Source organism: Teretinema zuelzerae (genome assembly GCF_021021555.1).
GTDB lineage: Bacteria > Spirochaetota > Spirochaetia > Treponematales > Treponemataceae > Teretinema > Teretinema zuelzerae.
Map to the genome: position 1 here is coordinate 217757 of NZ_JAINWA010000001.1, position 20857 is coordinate 238613.

The following is a 20857-nucleotide window of genomic DNA, read 5'->3' on the forward strand; positions in this document are numbered from 1 at the left end:
CTTTTTTTCACCCTTTGCAGAGCTACTCTTGTTCAGAAAGCGTCAAGACCGCTTCTTCGTTTCCGATTTCAGCAATCTATCGAGGTTTGTTATTCTCTTCTCTTTTTCGCGAACCTCACCGTTTGGTTGTCTGCACACTATCAAAAGAATGCTCTGTTACAAGCGTTCTTCTCTTCGTATACTGACGCTTCAAACAGCGTCCTTCTTTCCCTTCCCTTTATTTTCAAAGACCATTTTCGCTGCCATCCCCTGTTCGGGTTTAGCGGCGAGTGAATCGACTGTATCACAGCTTCACGCTTTCAGTCAATCCCTTTCATCTTGATTCCCGTACGATTATTTTTCAAATCGCTGGAGCATCGATAGACGATACGGATAACAATCTAGTCGTGATGCTTTTCTGTTCATAAGAGCACATCGCTTTCATCTGTTACGAAAAAAAGAGTTCTTCTTATGAAGAGTACCAACACAGAACGATCAGTTATTCGACCCTGTTTTCTCATGCCTTAAAAAACTGAGACATGAAAACATTCAAGATCTTTTATGGAAGATACTTTTCAGGCCGTCTTACGGCTCAAATATCTTCCATAAAAAAGCCTGGCAGCTACCTACTTTCCCACTTTGCAAGCAGTATCATCGGCGTTAGAGAGCTTGACTTCCGTGTTCGGGATGGGAACGGGTATTGCCTCTCCACTATGGCCACCAGGCATTATTAACTAATGTCATGTGCGTCCGCTCATGTTTTCTTTCCGCCTGCCCTCTTCGAAAGACGTCTTTCATCAATTACGCCTTTTATAACAGGCTGTAGACTCTTTCGTAAGATCCATTTCCAACCGGTTTCGAGCGAACGGCAAACCGATTGATAGTACGCATGGCGCATAGGGTGTTTAGAAACGAGAAACGTATTTTAGAAGTAAAACGATAATATGGTCAAGCCTCACGACTTATTAGTATTGGTCGGCTGAACACATTACTGTGCGTAGACCTCCAACCTATCAACCTGGTAGTCTCCCAGGAGTCTTTAGGGGGATTAAATCCCCAGGGATGATTTATCTTGAGGTGGGCTTCCCACTTAGATGCCTTCAGCGGTTATCCCTTCCGAACTTAGCTACCCTGCACGTGCCCTTGGCAGAACAACAGGTACACCAGAGGTTCGTCCACATCGGTCCTCTCGTACTAAATGCAGCTCCTCTCAATCATCCAACGCCCATAGCAGATAGGGACCGAACTGTCTCGCGACGTTCTGAACCCAGCTCACGTACCGCTTTAATTGGCGAACAGCCAAACCCTTGGGACCTGCTTCAGCCCCAGGATGCGATGAGCCGACATCGAGGTGCCAAACTTTCCCGTCGATGTGAACTCTTGGGGAAAATCAGCCTGTTATCCCCGGAGTACCTTTTGTCCGTTAAGTGACGGCGCTTCCACTCGCTACCGCCAGATCACTAAGACCTACTTTCGTACCTGCTCGACCTGTCAGTCTCGCAGTCAAGCCTCCTTGTGCCTTTACACTCATACGCCGATTTCCATCCGGCGCGAGGAGACCTTCGCGCACCTCCGTTACTCTTTGGGAGGCGACCGCCCCAGTCAAACCGCCCACCTATCATTGTCCCCAGACCAGATTCATGGCCAAGGTTAGAATCCTAATTCAGCAAGGGTGGTATTTCACTTGTCGACTCCTCGCAACCTGACGGCCACGTCTCAACGTCTCCCACCTATCCTACACATGCTAAACCAAGATCCAATAATAAGTTACGGTGAAGGTTCACGGGGTCTTTCCGTCTAACTATGGGTAACCGGCTTCTTTACCGGTATATAAATTTCACCGAGTCTCGCGTTGAGACAGTGCCCAGAATCGTTACACCATTCGTGCGGGTCGGAACTTACCCGACAAGGAATTTCGCTACCTTAGGACCGTTATAGTTACGGCCGCCGTTTACTGGGGCTTCGATTCAAAGCTTCGCGGCTCCGCTAACCTCTCCTCTTAACCTTCCAGCACCGGGCAGGTGTCACCACCTATACGTCCCATTACTGGTTCGCAGATGGCTGTGTTTTTGATAAACAGTCGCCTGGGCCTGCTCTGTGCCACCCCCACTCTTTAACCAAACAGGGGCCACACTTCTTCCGAAGTTACGTGTGCATTTTGCCGAGTTCCTTAACGCGAGTTCTCTCGAGCGCCTGAGATTTCTCATCCCACCTACCTGTGTCGGATTACGGTACGGTCTTTTTCAACCTAGCCTTAGACAGTATTTCCCGGCACCGTGATTACGTCCGCTTCGCTTCGCCGTAGCTTTACTCGCTGTCACAGCTTACCTCTCGTGGTGGATTTGCCTGCCACAATCAACGGCTCGCTGCTTCGACCGGGACAACCGTCGCCCGGCCGGATTTCACCTCATGCGTCCTGCCTTCGAAATTGAAAAAGGTTCCGGAATATGAACCGGATTCCCATCGACTACGACTTTCGTCCTCGCCTTAGGGGCCGACTTACCCTGGGCAGATGACCTTTACCCAGGAAACCTTAGGTTTTCGGCGGAGGGGAATCTCACCCCTCTTTTCGTGTACTTATACCTGCATTCTCTCTTCCATCCCCTCCAGCGCCCCTCACAGGTACGCCTTCTTCGGTCCATGGAATGCTCCCCTACCACCTATACTAGTAGTATAGATCCGTAGCTTCGGTATACCGCTTAGCCCCGTTACATTATCTGCGCATGAACACTCGACCAGTGAGCTATTACGCACTCTTTAAAGGAATGGCTGCTTCTAAGCCAACCTCCTGGCTGTCTATGTATTCACACCTCATTTTACACTGAGCGGTATTTCGGGACCTTAGCTGACGGTCCGGGCTGTTTCCCTCTTGACTATGAACCTTGTCGCACACAGTCTCACTCCCATACGTTGACTTTCGGCATTCAGAGTTTGATTGGGTTTGGTAGGCGGTGAAGCCCCCTAGTCCATCCAGTGCTTTACCTCCGAAAGTTTTGTATGAGGCTGTCCCTAAAGGCATTTCGGGGAGAGCCAGCTATTTCCAGGTTTGTTTAGCCTTTCACTCCTAGTCACAAGTCATCCCTACCTTTTTTAACAGATTAGAGTTCGGTCCTCCACTCGGTATTACCCGAGCTTCAACCTGCTCATGACTAGATCACCTTGGCTTCGGGTCTACGACAACGAACTATTTTCGCCCTTTTCAGACTCGGTTTCCCTCCGGCTCCGTGACTTCTATCACTTAACCTCGCTCGTTACCGTAACTCGCAGGCTCATTCTACAAAAGGCACGCCACTACCCTTGCGGGCTGTGACATCTTGTTAGTGTATGGTTTCAGGTTCTATTTCACTCCCCTCGCCGGGGTTCTTTTCGCCTTTCCCTCACGGTACTTCTGCACTATCGGTAGCTACGGAGTATTTAGCCTTGGATCGTGGTCGACCCGGATTCCGACAGGGTTTCTCGTGCCCCGCCGTACTCAGGTACCGCATCAAAGAGACCGATCTATTTCGCGTACGGGGCTTTCACCCTCTTTGACTGGCCTTCCCAAACCATTCCGCTATATATCGATTTTATCACTCTTCGGCTTACGCCCATGCGGCCCTACAACCCCCGTTAAACGGGTTTGGGCTCTTCCGATTTCGCTCGCCGCTACTTTCGGAATCTCCGGAGGATCGCTCCTCTTCTTGATTTCTGTTCCCGGGTTACTTAGATGGTTCAGTTCACCCAGTGTGGCTTTCGTACCCTATTTTATTCAGATATCGAATGATGGAATCGCTTCCATCGGGTTACCCCATTCGGCTATCCAGGGATCACAGGATATGTGCTCCTTCCCCTGGCTTTTCGCAGCTTATCACGGCCTTCTTCGCCTCGTAGCTCCAAGGCATCCACCATACACCTATTCTTCGCTTGACCATATTATCGTTTCTTCTTTTCGATCCCTCTTCGTTTTCACACGCCTTCTTCGCTCGCCTCTCTTCTTTTCCACCCGTGTTACGGCTTTCTAAAAAGATCCGCTTCGCTTGCAAAACGCGCTTTTAAGAGATTCAAAAAGAAACCTTCGTTTCTTAACTTCATCGCATTTCTGCGATGCTTCTCGTTTCCTTCCCTATGTTGTATGTCAAATATCACTTGTTTCGCCAGCATCTTGATTAGCCGCCCGCAGGCAACACGCTTTCAAAACCGGCTTCTTTCTTTTCCGAACCTGTATTTCACTCGTCCGGGTCAGATCAATGGGCCTGATTAGAGTTGAACTAATGACCCCTTCCTTATCAGAGAAGTGCTCTAACCGACTGAGCTACAGGCCCGTCAGAAACAGAAGTCTTAAACCCCTCTTTTCTTTCGCTTCGCTCCCCGTTCGTACCGGAGACGCCTGCGAAATATGGAGGAAAAAACTCGTCTTTCTGTATAAAAAAAGGTAAAGGGAAAGAAGGATTTTCAAGATTCGTTTTGATTCGATTCGAATGTGCCCTGTTGTACACGCGCATTGCAGCGCCAGGGACTTTTTTTTCGTAACAATCGGTTATCGCTAACCGTTTGTCGAAGCTTCTGCCGTTAGGCAGAAAGCTTCTATTAAAACGCTTGCTCTTTGCCCATGGATGTTTTCGGTCGAAGACCGGAAACTCCAGGGCGAAATGCGAAGCATTTCGCCTTTCTCTCAGAAAGGAGGTGATCCAGCCGCACCTTCCGGTACGGCTACCTTGTTACGACTTCACCCTCCTTACTAAGCGTACCTTCGGCACCGCCCTCCCTTACGGGTTAGACTAGCGACTTCGGGTACCCTCAACTCGGATGGTGTGACGGGCGGTGTGTACAAGGCCCGGGAACGTATTCACCGCGCCGTGCTGATGCGCGATTACTAGCGATTCCAACTTCATGAAGTCGGGTTTCAGACTTCAATCCGAACTACGGTAGCTTTTTTGCGTTTTGCGTGACCTCGCGGTTTAGCATCGCTTTGTAGCTACCATTGTAGCACGTGTGTAGCCCTGGACATAAGGGCCATGATGACTTGACGTCATCCCCACCTTCCTCCGGTTTGTCACCGGCAGTTCCGCCAGAGTCCTCACCTTAACGTGTTAGTAACTGGCAGTAGGGGTTGCGCTCGTTGCGGGACTTAACCCAACACCTCACGGCACGAGCTGACGACAGCCATGCAGCACCTGTCAAGCGGCGTATTGCTACGCTGATATATCTCTATACCATTCCACTTGATGTCAAACCCAGGTAAGGTTCCTCGCGTACCATCGAATTAAACCACATGCTCCACCGCTTGTGCGGGCCCCCGTCAATTCCTTTGAGTTTCACCCTTGCGGGCATACTTCCCAGGCGGTACACTTATCACGTTAGCTTTGGCACTGAGACTCATGCCCCAACACCTAGTGTACATCGTTTACGGTGCGGACTACCAGGGTATCTAATCCTGTTTGCTCCCCGCACTTTCGCACCTCAGCGTCAATCATCAGCTAGAAACCCGCCTTCGCCACCGGTATTCTTCCAGATATCTACAGATTCCACCCCTACACCTGGAATTCTAGTTTCCCCTCTGTGATTCAAGTCTGGCAGTACCCAATGCAATTCTACAGTTAAGCTGCAGGATTTCACACCAGGCTTACCAAACCGCCTACATGCCCTTTACGCCCAATAATTCCGAACAACGCTTGCCCCCTACGTGTTACCGCGGCTGCTGGCACGTAGTTAGCCGGGGCTTATTCACCGACTAATGTCATCATGATGTCATTCCCTACACCACTTATTCTTCATCAGCAAAAGGATTTTACAACCTTTCGGCCTTCTTCATCCACGCGGCGTCGCTCCGTCAGACTTTCGTCCATTGCGGAATATTCTTAGCTGCTGCCTCCCGTAGGAGTTTGGGCCGTATCTCAGTCCCAATGTGTCCGTACACCCTCTCAGGCCGGATACCCATCGTCGCCTTGGTGGGCCGTTACCTCACCAACTAGCTAATGGGACGCGGGCCCATCCTCGAGCCAGGCCGTAGCCTGATTTCCTCTTCTCGCCACAGCAAAAAGAGCGTATTCGGTATTATCCACTATTTCTAATGGCTATCCCCATCTCAAGGGTAGGTCACCCACGCGTTACTCACCAGTCCGCCACTCTAGGGGGAGCAAGCTCCCCTTGCCGTCCGACTTGCATGCTTAAGACGCGCCGCCAGCGTTCGTTCTGAGCCAGGATCAAACTCTCCATGATATATTCTCTAAATCCCTTGCGGGATCAAGATATCATTTTCAAGTCCTCTCCCTTTAATCTATTTAAAGGAATTGCTTTCTTCTTTTTTTTCGCCCTTTGCAGAGCTACTCTTGTTCAGAAAGCGTCAAGACCGCTTCTTCGTTTCCGATTCCAGCAATCTATCGAGGTTTGTTATTCTCTTCTCTTTTTCGCGAACCTCACCGTTTGGTTGTCTGCACACTATCAAAAGAATGCTCTGTTACAAGCGTTCTTCTCTTCGTATACTGACGCTTCAAACAGCGTCCTTCTTTCCCTTCCCTTTATTTTCAAAGACCATTTTCGCTGCCATCCCCTGTTCGGGTTTAGCGGCAATATCATACGCCCAAGGGCGAATAATGAGTTATTTTAACTTCTTTGGATTGTTGGAACAAAACCGAATGGAACGTCCGAATCATCATCAAAGAACCGCTGCATTTCAACCGGCAAGCCGTTTCGCTGCAACGAAAATGAATATAGCAAGCATCGGAAAAAGGGTCAATAGCTTTTCAACTTTTTTTATACTTTTCGTTAACGCGTTCTTCGTCTGCTTCCAATTTTTGAATTTCACGGCAAAGGGAAGCTACCTGTACATCGTCAATAGAAATGTCGACGCAATCACGGAAACATCGATAGGCGGCGGATCCAAGGGCTTGGAGTTTTCTTTGTTTTTCCAATCTGATGCGGTGCAAGTCAACAGTTGCAGCGAAACCGCCGGAATTGTCCCGGATCCAGTAAAACGCTGCTTTTATCGAGTCTACAAAAAACACAAGAGCGGAAAACAATCCGTCTGTGAATTCCTGTTTTGTCATTTCTGCCCCCCCTACTTCTTCTTGACGCCTAATATAGTAAGATCGTCGTATTGCGAATCCTCGCGAATATTCGTGTAGTACAAGTATTCGGGATACTCCGGATGATCCTTGCGGTTCCCGCAGAATGATCCGTACTGCCTGAAATGCCGATTCAGGAAGAGATCGACTTTCCGGTCGACCTGAACACGATCGAAATCTGTTGCCGAAGGATCCTTATACATGCGGAAAATCTTTTCAACGGAAACCAGCGCAAGGATCGCTTCCTCTACCGTGCCCTCGCATGAAGTAAAGTCGAACTCGAATATTTCCGAAGGATCGGGATTATGCCATTTATAGAGCGTGTACATTTTTCTTGAAAAAACCGCTTCGATAATTTCAGAGACGCGCTCCGGGCCGAGCTCTTCATTGTCCTGTCCGACCGAGTGAGACCCGTGAGGCGCATCCTGTTCGAGTCCGGGTTCGGCGCAGGCATGAACCTTGAGATCGGAGGTTCGGAACAAACGCTTTGCTTCTTCGATGCCGTCAGTATAAAGAAAGAGAATGTCTCCCGAATTCAATTTAATCGTTTCTACCTGGAAACCGCCTTTCATGTCCACCATGAACGAGGGAAACACGCCGGCGGCCGAGCTTTCATGCAGGGCGATCGTTTTCATTTTACGGCTGCGCGCTTCGTACACATGGACGAGGTTATCGCCCGCGTTGCAAAAATGCACATTGCCGGATTTAGAATCCAGGATGCACAGGGTGAACGCGGCGAACCGGCCCTTGAAGCCGCGCGATTCTATGAGATCGTTGATCCGGGAAACCATCGGCGACAGCTTATATCCGTTCTTTTCATATTTCCAATCGGTAAAATAGTCGAGAAAGAGGGTGGCGACTTCGACCATGATGAGGGCGGCGGGAACGCCCTTACCGGCGACGTCGCACTTGATGATCGCATAGTGGCGGTCGTCGAGCTTGATGTAATCGAAATAGTCGCCGGAAACGCCCTTTGCACCTTCGTAGTAGCCGAAAAAGTCGGCTAACGGCTCGTCGGAACGCCCGCAGGTAAGCTTTCGGCCATTGCTGTCGGTCTCTAGCGGAATGAACATTTTCTGAACTTCCTTACCGACCGTCAAATCCTTCGAAGCGGCGGCGGCCTTCACCAACCCATGAGTCATTTCATTGATGGTGTCTCCGAGAAGGCCGATTTCATCGCGCGAGCGCAAATGAATATTCTTTCCCTCGAGCGTTTCCTTATCCTCGGTATCGCGGATCATGGCGACATGGGAGGCAAGGCGGCGAACGGGAGAAATGATGATGGAAGCGAGCAACAGGGACCCGATGACTCCGATGAGAACCGCGAACAATGCGACGTATACGGTCGTGCGAACCAGAGCCTGCCGGTCCTGCAATACGGTTTCCAAAAGGCTTTCAGTCGATACGTCGACGCGGACGATTCCGTGCACGAATGAGTCGGAACCGCCCTGGCGATACATGACGGGCTTGAAAAAACTATAAAGCGTAACATCGCGCGACAGCTGCGAAGGGTCGTACGGCGGCCATGATCCCGTGCCGGCGGCCGCGATGCGGGAAAGCTCGGTAGTGAGCTTTTCTTCCAGCTGCCGGGTGATCGTCTGAATTTCCGAACGGCGTTCCGCCGAGGCTGCGTCGGTATTGAGCGCGAGCCTGACGCCTTCCTGGGACAAGGCGCTGATTCCTTCCGCGAGTTCGCCGACAGCGCGGCGAGCTTCGTCCTCGAGCACCGAAACGCGCGAGGATATCTCGGAGGCGTCCGGATCGACGAGCATCGAGGCGCCGTAGGTCAATGCCGCGGAATCGATCTTCGAAGCGATGGCCGGATCGTTCGTAGCCCACACATAATCGATCCCGGTGCTCGATCCGTCGCTTTTCCGGCCGGTTATCGTAGAGTGGAGAGCCTCTTCGAGGGCGGACACCTGTGACGGAAGGAAGCCGAGCTCAAGCAGGTTCTGGCTGGGCAAGTACGCCCGTGCCCCGGAAGCGAGGCTTTCCAGCAATACATTAACCCGCTCCTGCAGCCCCAGAGCGAGCGTCTTTTCCTGATTTTCCGAAAACTGCAGGCCGAGGGGAATCGAAACGACGAGGACAACCGATATGACCAGACTCGTGGTGAAGAAAGCCAGCTTGAAACGCAGACTGACCCCTTTTTTCCTCAGAGCGACCGATCGTTTTTTCTTTTCCGAAGGCATAATGTCTCCTGTCAATAGAGCTCGTATTTCCTGTCGAACCAGCAGCGAATCGTGAGCGGTCCGGGATATTCCGTAAAAAGAGAATATGAATACAACCGCCGCGAAGAACAGCAGCGCGTAAAAAGACAATCGTTCAGCTCCGGGGAAGGACCGGCCGGCAAGAGGAGCTTTGGTCCACGGCGGCGTAAATTCGTAATCGTAGGAGCCGAATTTGACCGTTCCGTATTCCGAAACGCTTAATAACGGTTTGCTCAAGTATAGTCCGCGCCGTGGATGGTCAAGAGCGATGCGATAGGAGCCTTCTTCCAGTTCGGACAGCACGATTCCTGAAACCAGGCGGTCGTTGACGACGGCGAATCTATTCGATCCTGGGGCAAGGGTGACATCCCAGGGAAGCATGCCGTCGCGGTCGAAATGAATCTGCTGAAGCTTTCCGCCTTCGGTAAAACCGCGGCCGATTATCGAAAGCGTTATGATGCCGGTTTCATCGACCTTCGAATCGATGTACGTGATATAGGTATACGGAATGTACTTATTAAGAACGATATACTTGACGGCCGGAGCGCCGATGTTTCCCACGCTGTCGATGGCGGAAACTGATACTGCGTAGATGCCGTTGTCGCGGTTTGTAAAGGATACTGACCGGTCGGCCGTACGGACGGATGAGGCAGGACGCGGCGAAGGAAGGAAGCGGGAGGCGGCCTGCTGAAAGTCGAAGGAGACAGGCGATGCTGATTGGGCCGACGCAGGAAAAGCGGCATCCGCGGACCATCGACGCTGCAAAACGGGAAGATATTCAAGAGGAGCGACATACTCAAGGCGCCACGAGTAGCCCTGGATGTCGTCGTCTTCGGCCGGATCCCATCGCACTTTAAAGGAGTTCGACGATACATAGCCTGAACCGTCGATATCGAACTCGGCAATCACGGGTGGAGCGGGAGGCGTCGTATCCCGAATGTATTCTACCCACGACGGCTGCGACCAGTTTCCCGCATAATCCATCGCACGGGCTCCGATGAACCATGAGCCGTCGGTCGGAGCTTCAACGGTTATCCGGGTGTCTTCGGGAAGACGGGACAGCATATTTGGAACGAAGCCGGGTGTATCGGAGGAATACGCCCAGTTAAAACCGGCAATGCCAGAAGAATCTTCGGGAAGGTCGACGGTAACGGAAATTCGATCCCCCCGACCTTTGCGTTTATCGCGAAAACCGGCGGGTACAAGACGCGGAGGGCTGACTGTTTGATCGGGCGAGAGCCGATAGACGCGGGATCCGCCCCTCGCAACCGCCTGCTGCCAATATACTTCCAGCGCCCCTGAAACCGAGACGACTCTGCCGAACACTGAATCCCGCGATTCCCTCGAAAGCTCGCGTTCGCTCCACAGATACCCGTCTTTCAGGGCCAAATAGACCCGGTTAGAACCTTTTCTGTTGTCGTACCACACGACGGCGGGAAGCCCCTGATATTCCGCGATCTGGGGATCGTAGCAATACCCGTCGGCGGATGATATGCGCTCTGCTTGATTCGCGAGCATTCCCCGGGAATCAAGCTCAGCATAAAAAATCGAATATCGCTGGGACGCGGTTCTGGCGCGTTCCCAGACAAGCGAAAGCTTTCCGCCGAAAGACATGACGGAAGGCCGCTGATTGTGAAAGTTTTCGAATCGGCCCGCTACAGCGTCCTGGGAGCCGGCCTCGCCGAAGTCGGTAAAGAGAACCGGCTCGCTCCAAGTCAGCCCCGCGTCGTCGGAATACGTTGAATACAATTGATAGGACGGACGCGCGCTTCCTTCGTAAAACGCCTGGAACACGACCACATCGCGGCCGGAAACTGCGGCGTGAACCGGCAAGAACGGGCGGCGCAATGCCGACGTAGCGGAGAAATCGGAAAAGGAGCTCCAGGACGAACCGTCGTCGGAACGGGAAACAACCAGAGAGAAGTTCTCCTCCCCTCCCTTGCTCGCGAATATGAAGAATCCGCCGTCTGAACGTTCGAACAGATGGGGGGACAAAACCGATGACGAAGAACCGTTCAAAACGGTCCGCTCGAAGTTCCTGCATCCGTCAGCCGAGGAGTACACGTAAATACGGTTTTCGCCCGCGGCCACCGGTATGAATACCCTGGATTCCGAAGCAAGGGCGAGAGAAGCGATGGAAGGCACTTCGCCCGCGTACGGGATAGGACCGGCAAACCGGCGATTCTCATGCCAGGAAACGCCGTCGAAGTACCGTATGGAAAGCCATATCCGCCCGCCTTCCGCGGAAACGGAATCGAGTTCCTGCCATACGACGGCAGCCCGTCCGTCCAGAGAAGCCGCTATCGGGAATCGGCTGTCGCCTGAATACAGCGGCTCGGGCGATTCCCAATAAAAGTCCTGCGCGTACAGGGATGAAAAAAGAGAAAACAGCATAATACCGAGCAGAACGATTTTTTTCATCATAATTGAGACTCGATCCTCTTTTTCAAATCCTGAACTTTTGAAGAATTCCTGCTTTTGGGACTCTGAAGCAATTCATTGACCAAAGCGAGGGCGTCGTATTTCGCGCCGCTGAACAATAATTGCAATGCCCTATTATACTTCGCTTCATCTTCCGCGGAAAGCACCGCCAGCGATTGTCCGCCGATCGCTGTTTGAACGCGGTCTTTCAGGGCTACGGCGGCAGAGTTATCGGGATTCAGCTTGATCGCCTCGTCGAGCTGAACGAGAGCCGATTCGAATTCCGTTCTTCTGTTCGCGTCGTACGTGCGCTGGGCCAGACGGGTCAATTCAGCCGACCGGGCCAAGGCTTTCGGGTCAGGCGGAGGGATGCGGATTCCCAGATAATACTCGATCTCGGTTAACAGGCTTCGTATTCCGGGATAGGCAGGATTAATCTGATACAGATCCAAGAGATCGCTGTAAGCTGTCTGCCGTTCCGTACGGTAGTTGATTCTGATGGACTCGACCTTATCCCTGAAGAAGACCCGGAACTGCGTAGGATCGATGAGCTGATTGATCAACAGGGTAAGCTGGCCTGCGTCCTGGTTGAGGGGATACAATAGCTGAAGCTGTTGCAGCTTCTCCTTTGCCTCCTGCAGCACCGCGGTTCCTTCGGCTCGTTTTCCGCTTTCGATCAATTCCTTTCCGCGCGAGTATAGCGTATTAGCGCCGCTCAGGATCTGGCTCAGCTGCGGGTACAGAGGCTCCGAGATGGGAATGGTACGCCCTGTTTTCATGGAAAGAGCGATGTTGATGATATCCAGCCAGTTCGTAACTTCCGCGTTCGCTTCGATATTCGTCACCGCCCAGCGTGTTTTCGCCTGAATAAAAACCTGTTCTGCCTGATCGAAATTGCCCTGATAATAGAAATTCTTTCCGCTGGAAATCAGAGCGCGGACTTCCCGAACCACGGATTCGTTCTCTATGCGGGTGATCTCGGCGCCCAGAAGTTCCAGCTTTTTATCGGTATCAAGCCGAAAAGACGCTGATTCCTGGATGGAGAGGGACTCGCTCGCCTTATCTCGCGAGCGTTGCAGATTGTCGCGGGCTGTCGGAAAATCGCTGCGGCGCAGAGCGGCCTGAGCCTGAGCATACCGGCGTTCCGATTCCTGCCGGGCGACAGCGGCTTCGAGGATTCTGGAATTCGCGCGCGAGATGCCCGTCGCCGTCAAGCCGGCAAGCCGTTCCAGGCCGGAGCGGCGTTCTTCGAGACTCGCAATAGCGGCGGTGTAAAACTCCAGAACCTTTATGTCTGTCCCCAGCGATGCCTGGGCCGTTAAAACTCTATTAAAGGAGGAAAGATCCGAAACGAGGCCGGTTCGAAGCGCATTGAACGCAGAGAGAGCTTCTGCCGGATAGAATAACAGGGGCGAATCGGGAGTGCTTTGAACGCCGGTTAAATATGCCGAGGCCCCTTCATATTCGCCTGTTCGAAGTTCGAGTATCTGTCCGCCGCTGTCTGCAAGATAGCGAAGCATTTCTTCGTGCAGTGCGTTTCGCGACCCGAGCACTTTTTCGTCCAGGGACGCCAACAGTGCTGAATAATCGTCGGCATAGGCTCCGATAGAGGCCAGACCCTGAGCCCGCCGAACGCTCTCGAGTATCCCGGCGCGAATAGAATCAAGCTCGGCTGCTTTCGCCTGGCTGCTTATATAGGTCTGGTCAGGATATGTTCTTACGCCCGCGGGAGACGCCGTCATGCCGGACGGCGAAGCTCCGGTGGAAACCAACGACTCAAAACGCCGGACAAGAGTTGCGTATTGCGAGCTCTCGCGCATCAGGCTTTCGACGGAGGCGAGCTCCGCGGTTCTTTTGGGCTGGTCCCGCCTTCCCCAGGTGTCGTCCCGGTACGCGAATAACCGGCCGGGCCCGTCCATGCGCAGCGCGGAACGCGCGATGAGAGCCGATGTATCAAGAGCCTGAAGCATAGAGTCGTAGCGGCCGGCTTCTGCCTCGGAAAGGGCCGATTGCCAGAAGGAACGCAGAACTTGATCGGTCAAAGCATCGAGTTCTCCGAGAATAACGGTATATTGGGAGTCCATCGCGCCGAGTATGCCTTCGAATCGGTTAGAGGTTTTCCTTCCAAGGGTAAAACGCAGGGCGAACGGAAGAAAAGAGTTTTCCGTAACGACTTCGGCCGTCTTTTGAAGCTCGATAAAGGAATCCTCGAAAAACCAGCCGTTCTCCGCTATGCGGTTTCTGATTTTCGCGTACTCCTCGACGACTCCGGCCAGAGAGGAAAACGCAGTGTCTATCCTTGGAGCGTCTCCAGCCTCCAAAGCCGCGCGGACTTCCAGGACGGCCGTTTCAAGCGGAAGCTGAAGGGCAACGTATGAGGCATTCGCGGAAAGAATGTTTCCCAGCCTGCGGTTCACCTCTGATACGGTCTCAGGATCGTTCGTCTCGTCGAAATCGGTTTTATAAAATGAAAAACCTTCGTTAAACACGGCCGGAGCGCGAGCCCACTCGCGCGCGTCAATCAACTGATTAGCCTCGTTCATGATCTCGTCGAAACGGGCTCTGTAATACGTGAACTGGGCGGCCGCCTTCGTACCGGCGATGAAATCCCTGGTGGCCTGGTTCGGGTTTTTCTCCAGGGTTTCCATGAAAGCGATCATCTCAAGCTTTTTTTTGTCGTTGGTCGGCTCTTCCGCCAATACCAACAAGAGCTCCATGGCCTTTTTATTATAATTCTCGCGCATATCGATGATGCGCTTGATTCGCCGCTGGGCGCCGTCGAAATCTTCGGGGTTTTCGTTCATATACGCCGCCAGCTCGAGAATGGCTTCGTTGTAATTCCGTTCTTTGATGAGTCTGTCGACCTTGGGCAGACCTATCTCCTGGTTGCCCCGCGCGCATAAGGGAACCGACAAAAAAAGAGAAAAAAGTATGATTAAAAATACGGAATGCTGTTTGTACACTTTTTTTGCCTGTATGACTCCAACCCCTGTATCGAATTTCGGCATCTAAACCGGGTGTATGGAGTTAAAAAGAGCAGAATAATAACCGAAAATACAATATACTCGGAGTGGGAATGCAAAAGACCAGTCGTTTTCTGATCATCATCTTCTCGACGCTCATGGCCTCTTCGGCTCAGGCTTTGGATTTATCCGATCCATACAGCTACCTGTCAGGAATCCTCGCCCCGCTCGTGGACGAAAACGAAGGCGAAACAACCTTTCGATCCCTGCTGATACCCGGGGGCGGCCGCTCTGAAGCCATGGGGTCAGCCTTTTCCGCATTGGCCAACGACATCAGCTTTTTTGAAACCAATCCCGCCGGCAGCTCGACCATGCCGAACACGGAACTCGCCGTATTCCATAATAACTGGATCGCAGACTCTCGCCTTGAAACCCTTTCATGGACGCAGCGAGCCGACGACCTGGGGTACGGCGTTTCCCTCCGATGCTTTTATGTGCCGTTCACTGAATATAACACCTATGGAGAGAGAGTTTCACGGGGATACTATACGGAAACGCTCGGAATCCTCAATTTTTCCTATAACTTCCTTTCCGGCTATTATTTCAAGGGAATCGCAGTCGGAACTAATATCAAAGCGGGATTCAGGAGCATGCCGGACTTTTCTAATAACACCGCGGGCGCGGTCGAAGGTTCGGGATTCAGCCAATCCGCGTTGACAGTCATGGGCGATTTCGGTTTCCAGACGCGATTCAACCTGATCAAACTGTACAGTTCCCGGGATCCCAACTTCTTCATCGGGGCGACGGCTCGAAACATCGGACCGGCCGTCCAGGGAGATCCCCTTCCGAGCGTTCTAACCGGAGGGGCTGCATGGAAACCGGCGAATCCGATCACCGTGTCTGCGGAAATTCAACAGCCGGTCAATCTGGTTAATCCGGAAAACTCGGGTCTTATGGCCGCCGGAGCCGGCGTTATGGTGGAATTCGCCGAGTTTTTCACCTTTCTCGGAGGCTTTCAGCTCAAGGGCGGCAATCCCCGGGCAAGCATCGGCGGAGAAATAAACGTAAACGACTTTCAATTCAATATTAACTACACCCTTGATATGACCACTCAGGCGGCTTTATTCAATCGAATCAGCCTTGCGGCCAAGTTGAATCTGGGAGACAGGGGAAGAGCGGCGCGAAGAATTCGCATCGAAAAGCTGTATATCCAGGGACTTAAGCTGTATGCGAGCGGAGATTTGAATCAGGCGATAGAGATTTGGGCCGATGTGCTGGAAATCGACAGGCGATTCGATCCGGCAAAGGAAGGAATCGCCACCGCTACGCAGGCTCTGGAAATTCAAGCCCGCATTCAGGAACTTCAACAACTGGAATAAATCGAAGACGGAATCACTTGCGGCGGCTGAATACCCGATAGTTCATGGAATGAAAAAGATTATGCTTTTTTTCCGTGTTCGTGAGCCATTCAGTGCTGATGAAATTCGATCCAAGGGGTTCGTATACGACGGTGAAGGCGCGGACGCTTTCTTCGAAACGGCTGCGCGCGTAGTCGCTTTTCGCGCTGTCGTTCATGAGCATATACCAATCCATCGTTTGCGCCAGAAGCAGTTCGCGCGCCGCCATATTCAACGCACGTTCCTTCAGCCCCGTATCGTCGGGGAAGCGCTCGGCGAGATCTATCATCCGTCGCGTGGCCTTCTGGATATACGGATACATCCAGTCGTTCGTGCTGTTAAGGACTTCCTCGGCGTATCCGCTCGGAAACCAGGACGACGGATACGGATCTATCTTCTTTTCGCTGACCCGCGAACGGATCACCGATGAAGGCAGGGCGAAAGACACATCCTGGCGCGCGGCTGCAGCCCTGAAGAGCTGTTCCAGCCAGGAAACGCCCTCGTACCATTCGCTGCCGAACATCTCGGACGGAAGCGCGCACACGAGGGAAACAGGGGCGCCTTCGAGAAAGGAAGAAGCCTTCGCGAGGGCTTCCGCCCTTCTATCGAGAAAGGCGGAAGCGTCCAGACATACCTGTTCGTGGGCTTTACTGATCTGGTACCACTTGGAAGAGGAAGAGTCTCGGGAACGAGGCCAGTATCTGAAACCGGTAATCCGCCGGCCGAGCTGTACATCGAACAAGGGAGACAGAGTTTCTTCTGACAGTTCGAAGCCGATATCCCTGTCCACGTCGAGATACACAGAATTCGCGGAAAAGGAATTCTCTTCTCCGGCGATTTCCTGACAGGCGCTCTTGTCACGCCCTAAAACGGCAAAATTATTCCTGCACCAGGCCGGAGAAAAAAGACCGAGGTCAGCCTGAGGCGCGGAAAACATCAGTCCGTGGGATTCCAGCAGCGTGTATTGGAATCCGTAGGACTTGAGCACTTCTTCGATTCCGCTCGAATACCCCATGGCGGGAAGCCAGAAGCCCGTCGGAACAGCCGTAAAGTGCTCCCTGAAGGAAAGCAGACCCGTTTCGATCTGCGCGTTTATCGCTTCGGGAATATCGTTGTAGAAAGGAAGATAGCACGAGGTCGCGGTGGTCGCTAACAGCTCGATATATCCGCGATTCGCGAAATAATCGAATTTTTTCAGAACATTCTTTTCATATATCTCGACGAAGTCGCGGCGGTTCAGCTGGGCAAGATCAAGCTGAAGCTTGATCATCTCGCGGGCTTCCGGCATATCCGCGCAGCGGTCCAGCTCGCTCAGCCCGAAACCGATAGTCCGGTCGAGGGTGTCTATATAGCGTTCCTGAAGAAGAGGATCGGAGAGCATTTCGCAGAGAGTAGGCGAAAAAGCGATTCCCAGCTTGAAGGGCACGCCCTCGGTCTCCAAGGAGGTGCAGCTTCGGAGCAAGGGAAGCCAGGTATACGAAAGAGATGTGAACAGAGCGGTCTCCTCCACGCAGCCGGGAACATCCGGATGGCGAACGAAGGGGAGATGCGCATCAAGCACGAAGACAAGGTTCGAATCAGACATCTAATCGGTACCCTCACATAAATGATTGTCGATGATTGCGGAAATGAGATTTCCGTAATTCGGTAAAACCCGAGAGCTCAAGCAAGGGTGGAACCTTTCGCTTCTCCTCGTGGGGGGCTTCCGCGAAACCGCTGCAGGGAACGCACAGTTCCTGGGACTTCGCGAGCAGTTGCTCTTTCTCCTGAGAATTTCTCGTATAGAGATCGACCCTGCACCATTGGGTGCCGACAGGCAGATGCGCGTACCATTTTCGGTCTCGGATGCCCACGTCGATGTCGTAATAGTCAGCCGAAGCGCTGTCCTTTTGAGTTCCTTGAGAGTTGACCCGAAGGAAAAAGGATTCAAACTTGTGATTTCCCGTCAGAGCGGAATACAAATTCGAGTGAAAATCCCAAAACACGAAAACCCAGCCCGGATCGCGCATCAGAACCGTAATCGCGGTCTCGTTATATGTTTCGGGAAGAACCTCCGGGGAGGCCGGAATATCAGTATCGACAAGGCTTGCAGTCTCGGCGGCGATCTTATTGTCCTCGGCCGCGATTTCCAGCACTTCGCCTATGATGAAACGCCTGTTTAGGCCTTCCGGAACATCGATTCCGTACTCTTCTGCGAGAGATACAAGGTCGGAAGTGGAAAGCGATTCTAGGTATGCTCTGCTCAGGGGTGTCTGTTCCATAAGTTACCGCGTATGATGGAGAAAACCGATGGGTCTGTCAAGCCGGAGCGTGTATACCAAGCGATTCCAGGCAAGAAAGCATGTGATCCGGCAGCGGTATTTCGAATCTGCATATTTTTCCCTGTATCGGAACGCCTAAGGAACGGGACACCAACTGGAGCTTGCGAACGCCGCGTTCGGAGCGGATCAGGCGATTTTTGCCGAAGTCTCCGTACTTGTCGTCGGCTATGATGGGTGTGCCGGCTGAAGCAAGCTGCATCCTGATCTGATGCATCCTTCCGGTAATGAGCGTCAGCGAAACCAGAGCGCATCCGTTTGCGGACGAGGCGACGCGGTACCGGGTTTCAGCGGGCTTTTCCCTGCCGGCCTTTCCGGCATCGGTTTTCAAGACTCCTGACGAGGGAGACGGGAGGCCGAAGCACACTGCGTTGTATTCTTTTTCGAGCGCGCGGCCGGAAACCAAATCGCTTAAGTCCGCGGCGGCCTTCGACGATTTTGCGACGATAATCAGGCCCGCAGTGTCCCGGTCGAGCCGATGCACGGGATAGGCCTTGGCTCCAAGCTGTTTTTCCAGTACATCGATCAGGCATACGCTGATCCCGGCGCCGCCCTGAACGGCAAGGCCGCAAGGTTTATTCACAATGACGAGCTCGTCGTCTTCATATATAATAGGTACGTCTTTCACAAGGAGAAATACTAGCATGAACGGACGAAAAAATCTCGGGTCTCCCTGCCGCGCCTTCCTTGTTTGCTGCCTGATCGCGGCGTTCGCCGCCGCGAACGCTGAAATCATCGGATCGCCGGAGGAAGGGTGGTCGATCGACCTGCCTGAAGGCTATATTCTCGCGGAAAAATCAGGCTCTGACCGTTACCGCTTTACGCATACGATCTTCAGCTCTGATCTTCTGATCGCCAGATACGATGCAGCGCAGTTTTCTTCTGCCGAAGAAGCGCTTATCCATGTACAGAAACAGTTTACCGGAACTCAGGATCGCGCCGCCTTTTTCTGGAGAAACAGGGAAGCCGCTCTCGGGAAAATCGAATCCTCTCAATTATCAGGCTGGTCGCTCGCCCTGGAGCTTCCGGAAAACCGCGGTTGGCTCGCCTTCGCCTCAGTCTCTCCGCCGGACAAGTTCGAGTATTCGGAAATACTTATTCTTTCAACCCTCGATGCCGTATGCACCGATGAAGGAAGCTGGTTCGCTTCAGGACCGATAACAACCTTTGCCTGGCCGCAGGAGGGGCCTCTTGCGGGACAGTTTAAAACGGCCGAATATACGGTCGAAGCGCCCTTCGATACAACCGATATTCCGGCGAGCCAGGCTGTCGTCGACCGGGAATTTTCTCTCCTCACCGCCTACCTCGACTCGCCTCTCGTCTATGACGCATGGAAAAGATATTACCGGATGATTTGGAAGGACAGCTGGGAAAGGATGGAAAAAGCAGCCTTCGTCGCGGCAACCGTATTGCCCGACAACGCGTATGAAAAAGCGGCGGTGCTGCTTGAATGGACGCAAAGCTTTCGATACGAAAGGAATCTTGAGCAAAGCGATTTCGCTTCGCTTCCCGCTGCCTTCATCGAGAACCGCGGAGATTGCGATTCAAGGGCTCTTCTGACGGCGCTGTTGCTGAACCAGATGGGGATCGACGCTGTTGTCATGATTTCGCCCGAATTCAGCCATGCGCTGGTCGGGGTTGATTGCGAGGGAGAGGGAGCGAGATTCGAGTCAGGAGGAAAAAAATACTTGGTGGGAGACACCACCGCGAAGGTAAAAATGGGTTTGATCGCGAGGGAAATGGCGGATCCGACAAAGTGGTTCGCCGTCCATTTCCCTGCGTTTCCCCAAGCTACTCCTTCGCAATAAGAAGATTATACGCTTCCATGGGTGTAGCGGCGGCGAGAAGACCTTCCCGGAGGGAGGTCTTTTTCAGCTTCGTGCTGAAAAAAGAAAGGGTTTGCAGATAGTACGCGTGCTGATTGTAGGCAGCGGCGATCATGAATAGAAGGCGCACCGGCACATCGTCTATGGTTTGAAAATCAATTATGTCGTTTTTGCACAAACCTACGGCCATAACCAGATCCGTGACCGAAGAAAGCCGTACGTGGGGAATAGCGATTCCCCTGCCGATCGCGGTAGACATAAGCTCTTCGCGCTTCAAGATTTCCACCGTCAATTCCTGGCGGTTCTTGATCTGGGGAGCGGTTCCGAGAGTGTCTGCCAAAGCGACCAGAGCGTCGTGGCGGGTTGAGTGGTTCAGGATGACGATTCTATCAGGCGAAAGAATATTCTGAACCTGCACAAGAGGAGCGCTTTGATTCGTTTTCACGGAACTCGTCAGTCGCTCATTCACCCATTTCTCGATTTCGTCTTTTTTGAATCTCCAAACAGTACCGATCTTGCCGGCGGGAATTTCACCCTTCTGAGCCCAGTCATAGACGGTGCGTTCGGATACGCGTAAATATTTCGCAACTTCTTCAATCGTTAATATATCGTCAGCCAAGGCTTTCACTCCTGTTCTTCGTTTCGCATTATTTTGCATCATACAGTACTATATGTCAAGCATTATGGGTAATCATGGGCT

General features: G+C 52.5%; 9 protein-coding genes, 1 tRNA gene and 3 rRNA genes. 2 read left to right on the top strand and 11 right to left on the bottom strand.

The window, feature by feature from the left end; translation table 11 throughout:
• Positions 1–592 precede the first annotated feature (592 nt).
• From rrf to K7J14_RS01100, 7 genes are all read right to left on the bottom strand, one after another.
• Positions 593–704, bottom strand: a 5S ribosomal RNA gene (gene rrf, locus K7J14_RS01070).
• Positions 705–923: 219 nt separating this feature from the next.
• Positions 924–3888, bottom strand: a 23S ribosomal RNA gene (locus tag K7J14_RS01075).
• A gap of 318 nt (positions 3889–4206) precedes the next feature.
• Positions 4207–4280: transfer RNA gene (locus K7J14_RS01080), tRNA-Ile, on the bottom strand.
• A 354-nt stretch (positions 4281–4634) separates the two neighbouring features.
• A 16S ribosomal RNA gene (locus tag K7J14_RS01085) occupies positions 4635–6177 on the bottom strand.
• The 16S, 23S and 5S rRNA genes sit together here with 1 tRNA gene alongside, the layout of an rRNA operon.
• Positions 6178–6701: 524 nt before the next feature.
• A complete protein-coding gene (locus tag K7J14_RS01090; protein WP_230752211.1) occupies positions 6702–7004 on the bottom strand; it encodes a hypothetical protein in 303 nt (100 codons plus the stop codon).
• 11 nt (positions 7005–7015) lie between these two features.
• The gene (locus tag K7J14_RS01095; RefSeq protein ID WP_230752212.1) at positions 7016–11656 is read right to left on the bottom strand and encodes a SpoIIE family protein phosphatase; all 4641 of its coding nucleotides are present in this window, start codon (positions 11654–11656) and stop codon (positions 7016–7018) included.
• Positions 11653–14661, bottom strand: a complete 3009-nt coding sequence (locus K7J14_RS01100; protein ID WP_230752213.1) for a hypothetical protein — start codon at positions 14659–14661, stop codon at positions 11653–11655. The genes K7J14_RS01095 and K7J14_RS01100 overlap by 4 nt, the downstream gene beginning before the upstream one ends.
• A gap of 68 nt (positions 14662–14729) precedes the next feature.
• On the opposite strand from K7J14_RS01100, the gene K7J14_RS01105 reads away from it, so the two are divergent.
• Positions 14730–15995 carry a UPF0164 family protein gene (locus tag K7J14_RS01105; protein WP_230752214.1) on the top strand — a complete coding sequence of 422 codons (1266 nt, stop codon included), beginning with the start codon at positions 14730–14732 and terminating at the stop codon, positions 15993–15995.
• 13 nt (positions 15996–16008) lie between these two features.
• On the opposite strand, the gene K7J14_RS01110 is transcribed toward K7J14_RS01105, so the two are convergent.
• Genes K7J14_RS01110 through K7J14_RS01120 form a run of 3 tightly spaced genes read right to left on the bottom strand, consistent with a single transcriptional unit; the run spans position 16009 to position 18959 of the window.
• Complete coding sequence (locus K7J14_RS01110; protein ID WP_230752215.1) at positions 16009–17598, bottom strand: 1,4-alpha-glucan branching protein domain-containing protein; 1590 nt, start codon at positions 17596–17598, stop codon at positions 16009–16011.
• Positions 17599–17611: 13 nt separating this feature from the next.
• Positions 17612–18274, bottom strand: a complete 663-nt coding sequence (locus tag K7J14_RS01115; RefSeq protein ID WP_230752217.1) for a DUF4912 domain-containing protein — start codon at positions 18272–18274, stop codon at positions 17612–17614.
• Positions 18275–18311: 37 nt separating this feature from the next.
• A complete protein-coding gene (locus K7J14_RS01120) occupies positions 18312–18959 on the bottom strand; it encodes an RluA family pseudouridine synthase (protein WP_230752218.1) in 648 nt (215 codons plus the stop codon).
• Between the two features lie 16 nt (positions 18960–18975).
• Here K7J14_RS01120 and K7J14_RS01125 point away from each other — a divergent pair, with 16 nt between their 5' ends.
• Positions 18976–20139, top strand: a complete 1164-nt coding sequence (locus tag K7J14_RS01125; protein WP_230752219.1) for a hypothetical protein — start codon at positions 18976–18978, stop codon at positions 20137–20139.
• On the opposite strand, the gene K7J14_RS01130 is transcribed toward K7J14_RS01125, so the two are convergent.
• Entirely contained in the window at positions 20123–20815 is a 693-nt protein-coding gene (locus tag K7J14_RS01130) for a PTS sugar transporter subunit IIA (RefSeq protein WP_408033969.1), read from the bottom strand. The two genes, K7J14_RS01125 and K7J14_RS01130, sit on opposite strands and share 17 nt — an antisense overlap.
• Positions 20816–20857: the final 42 nt, after the last annotated feature.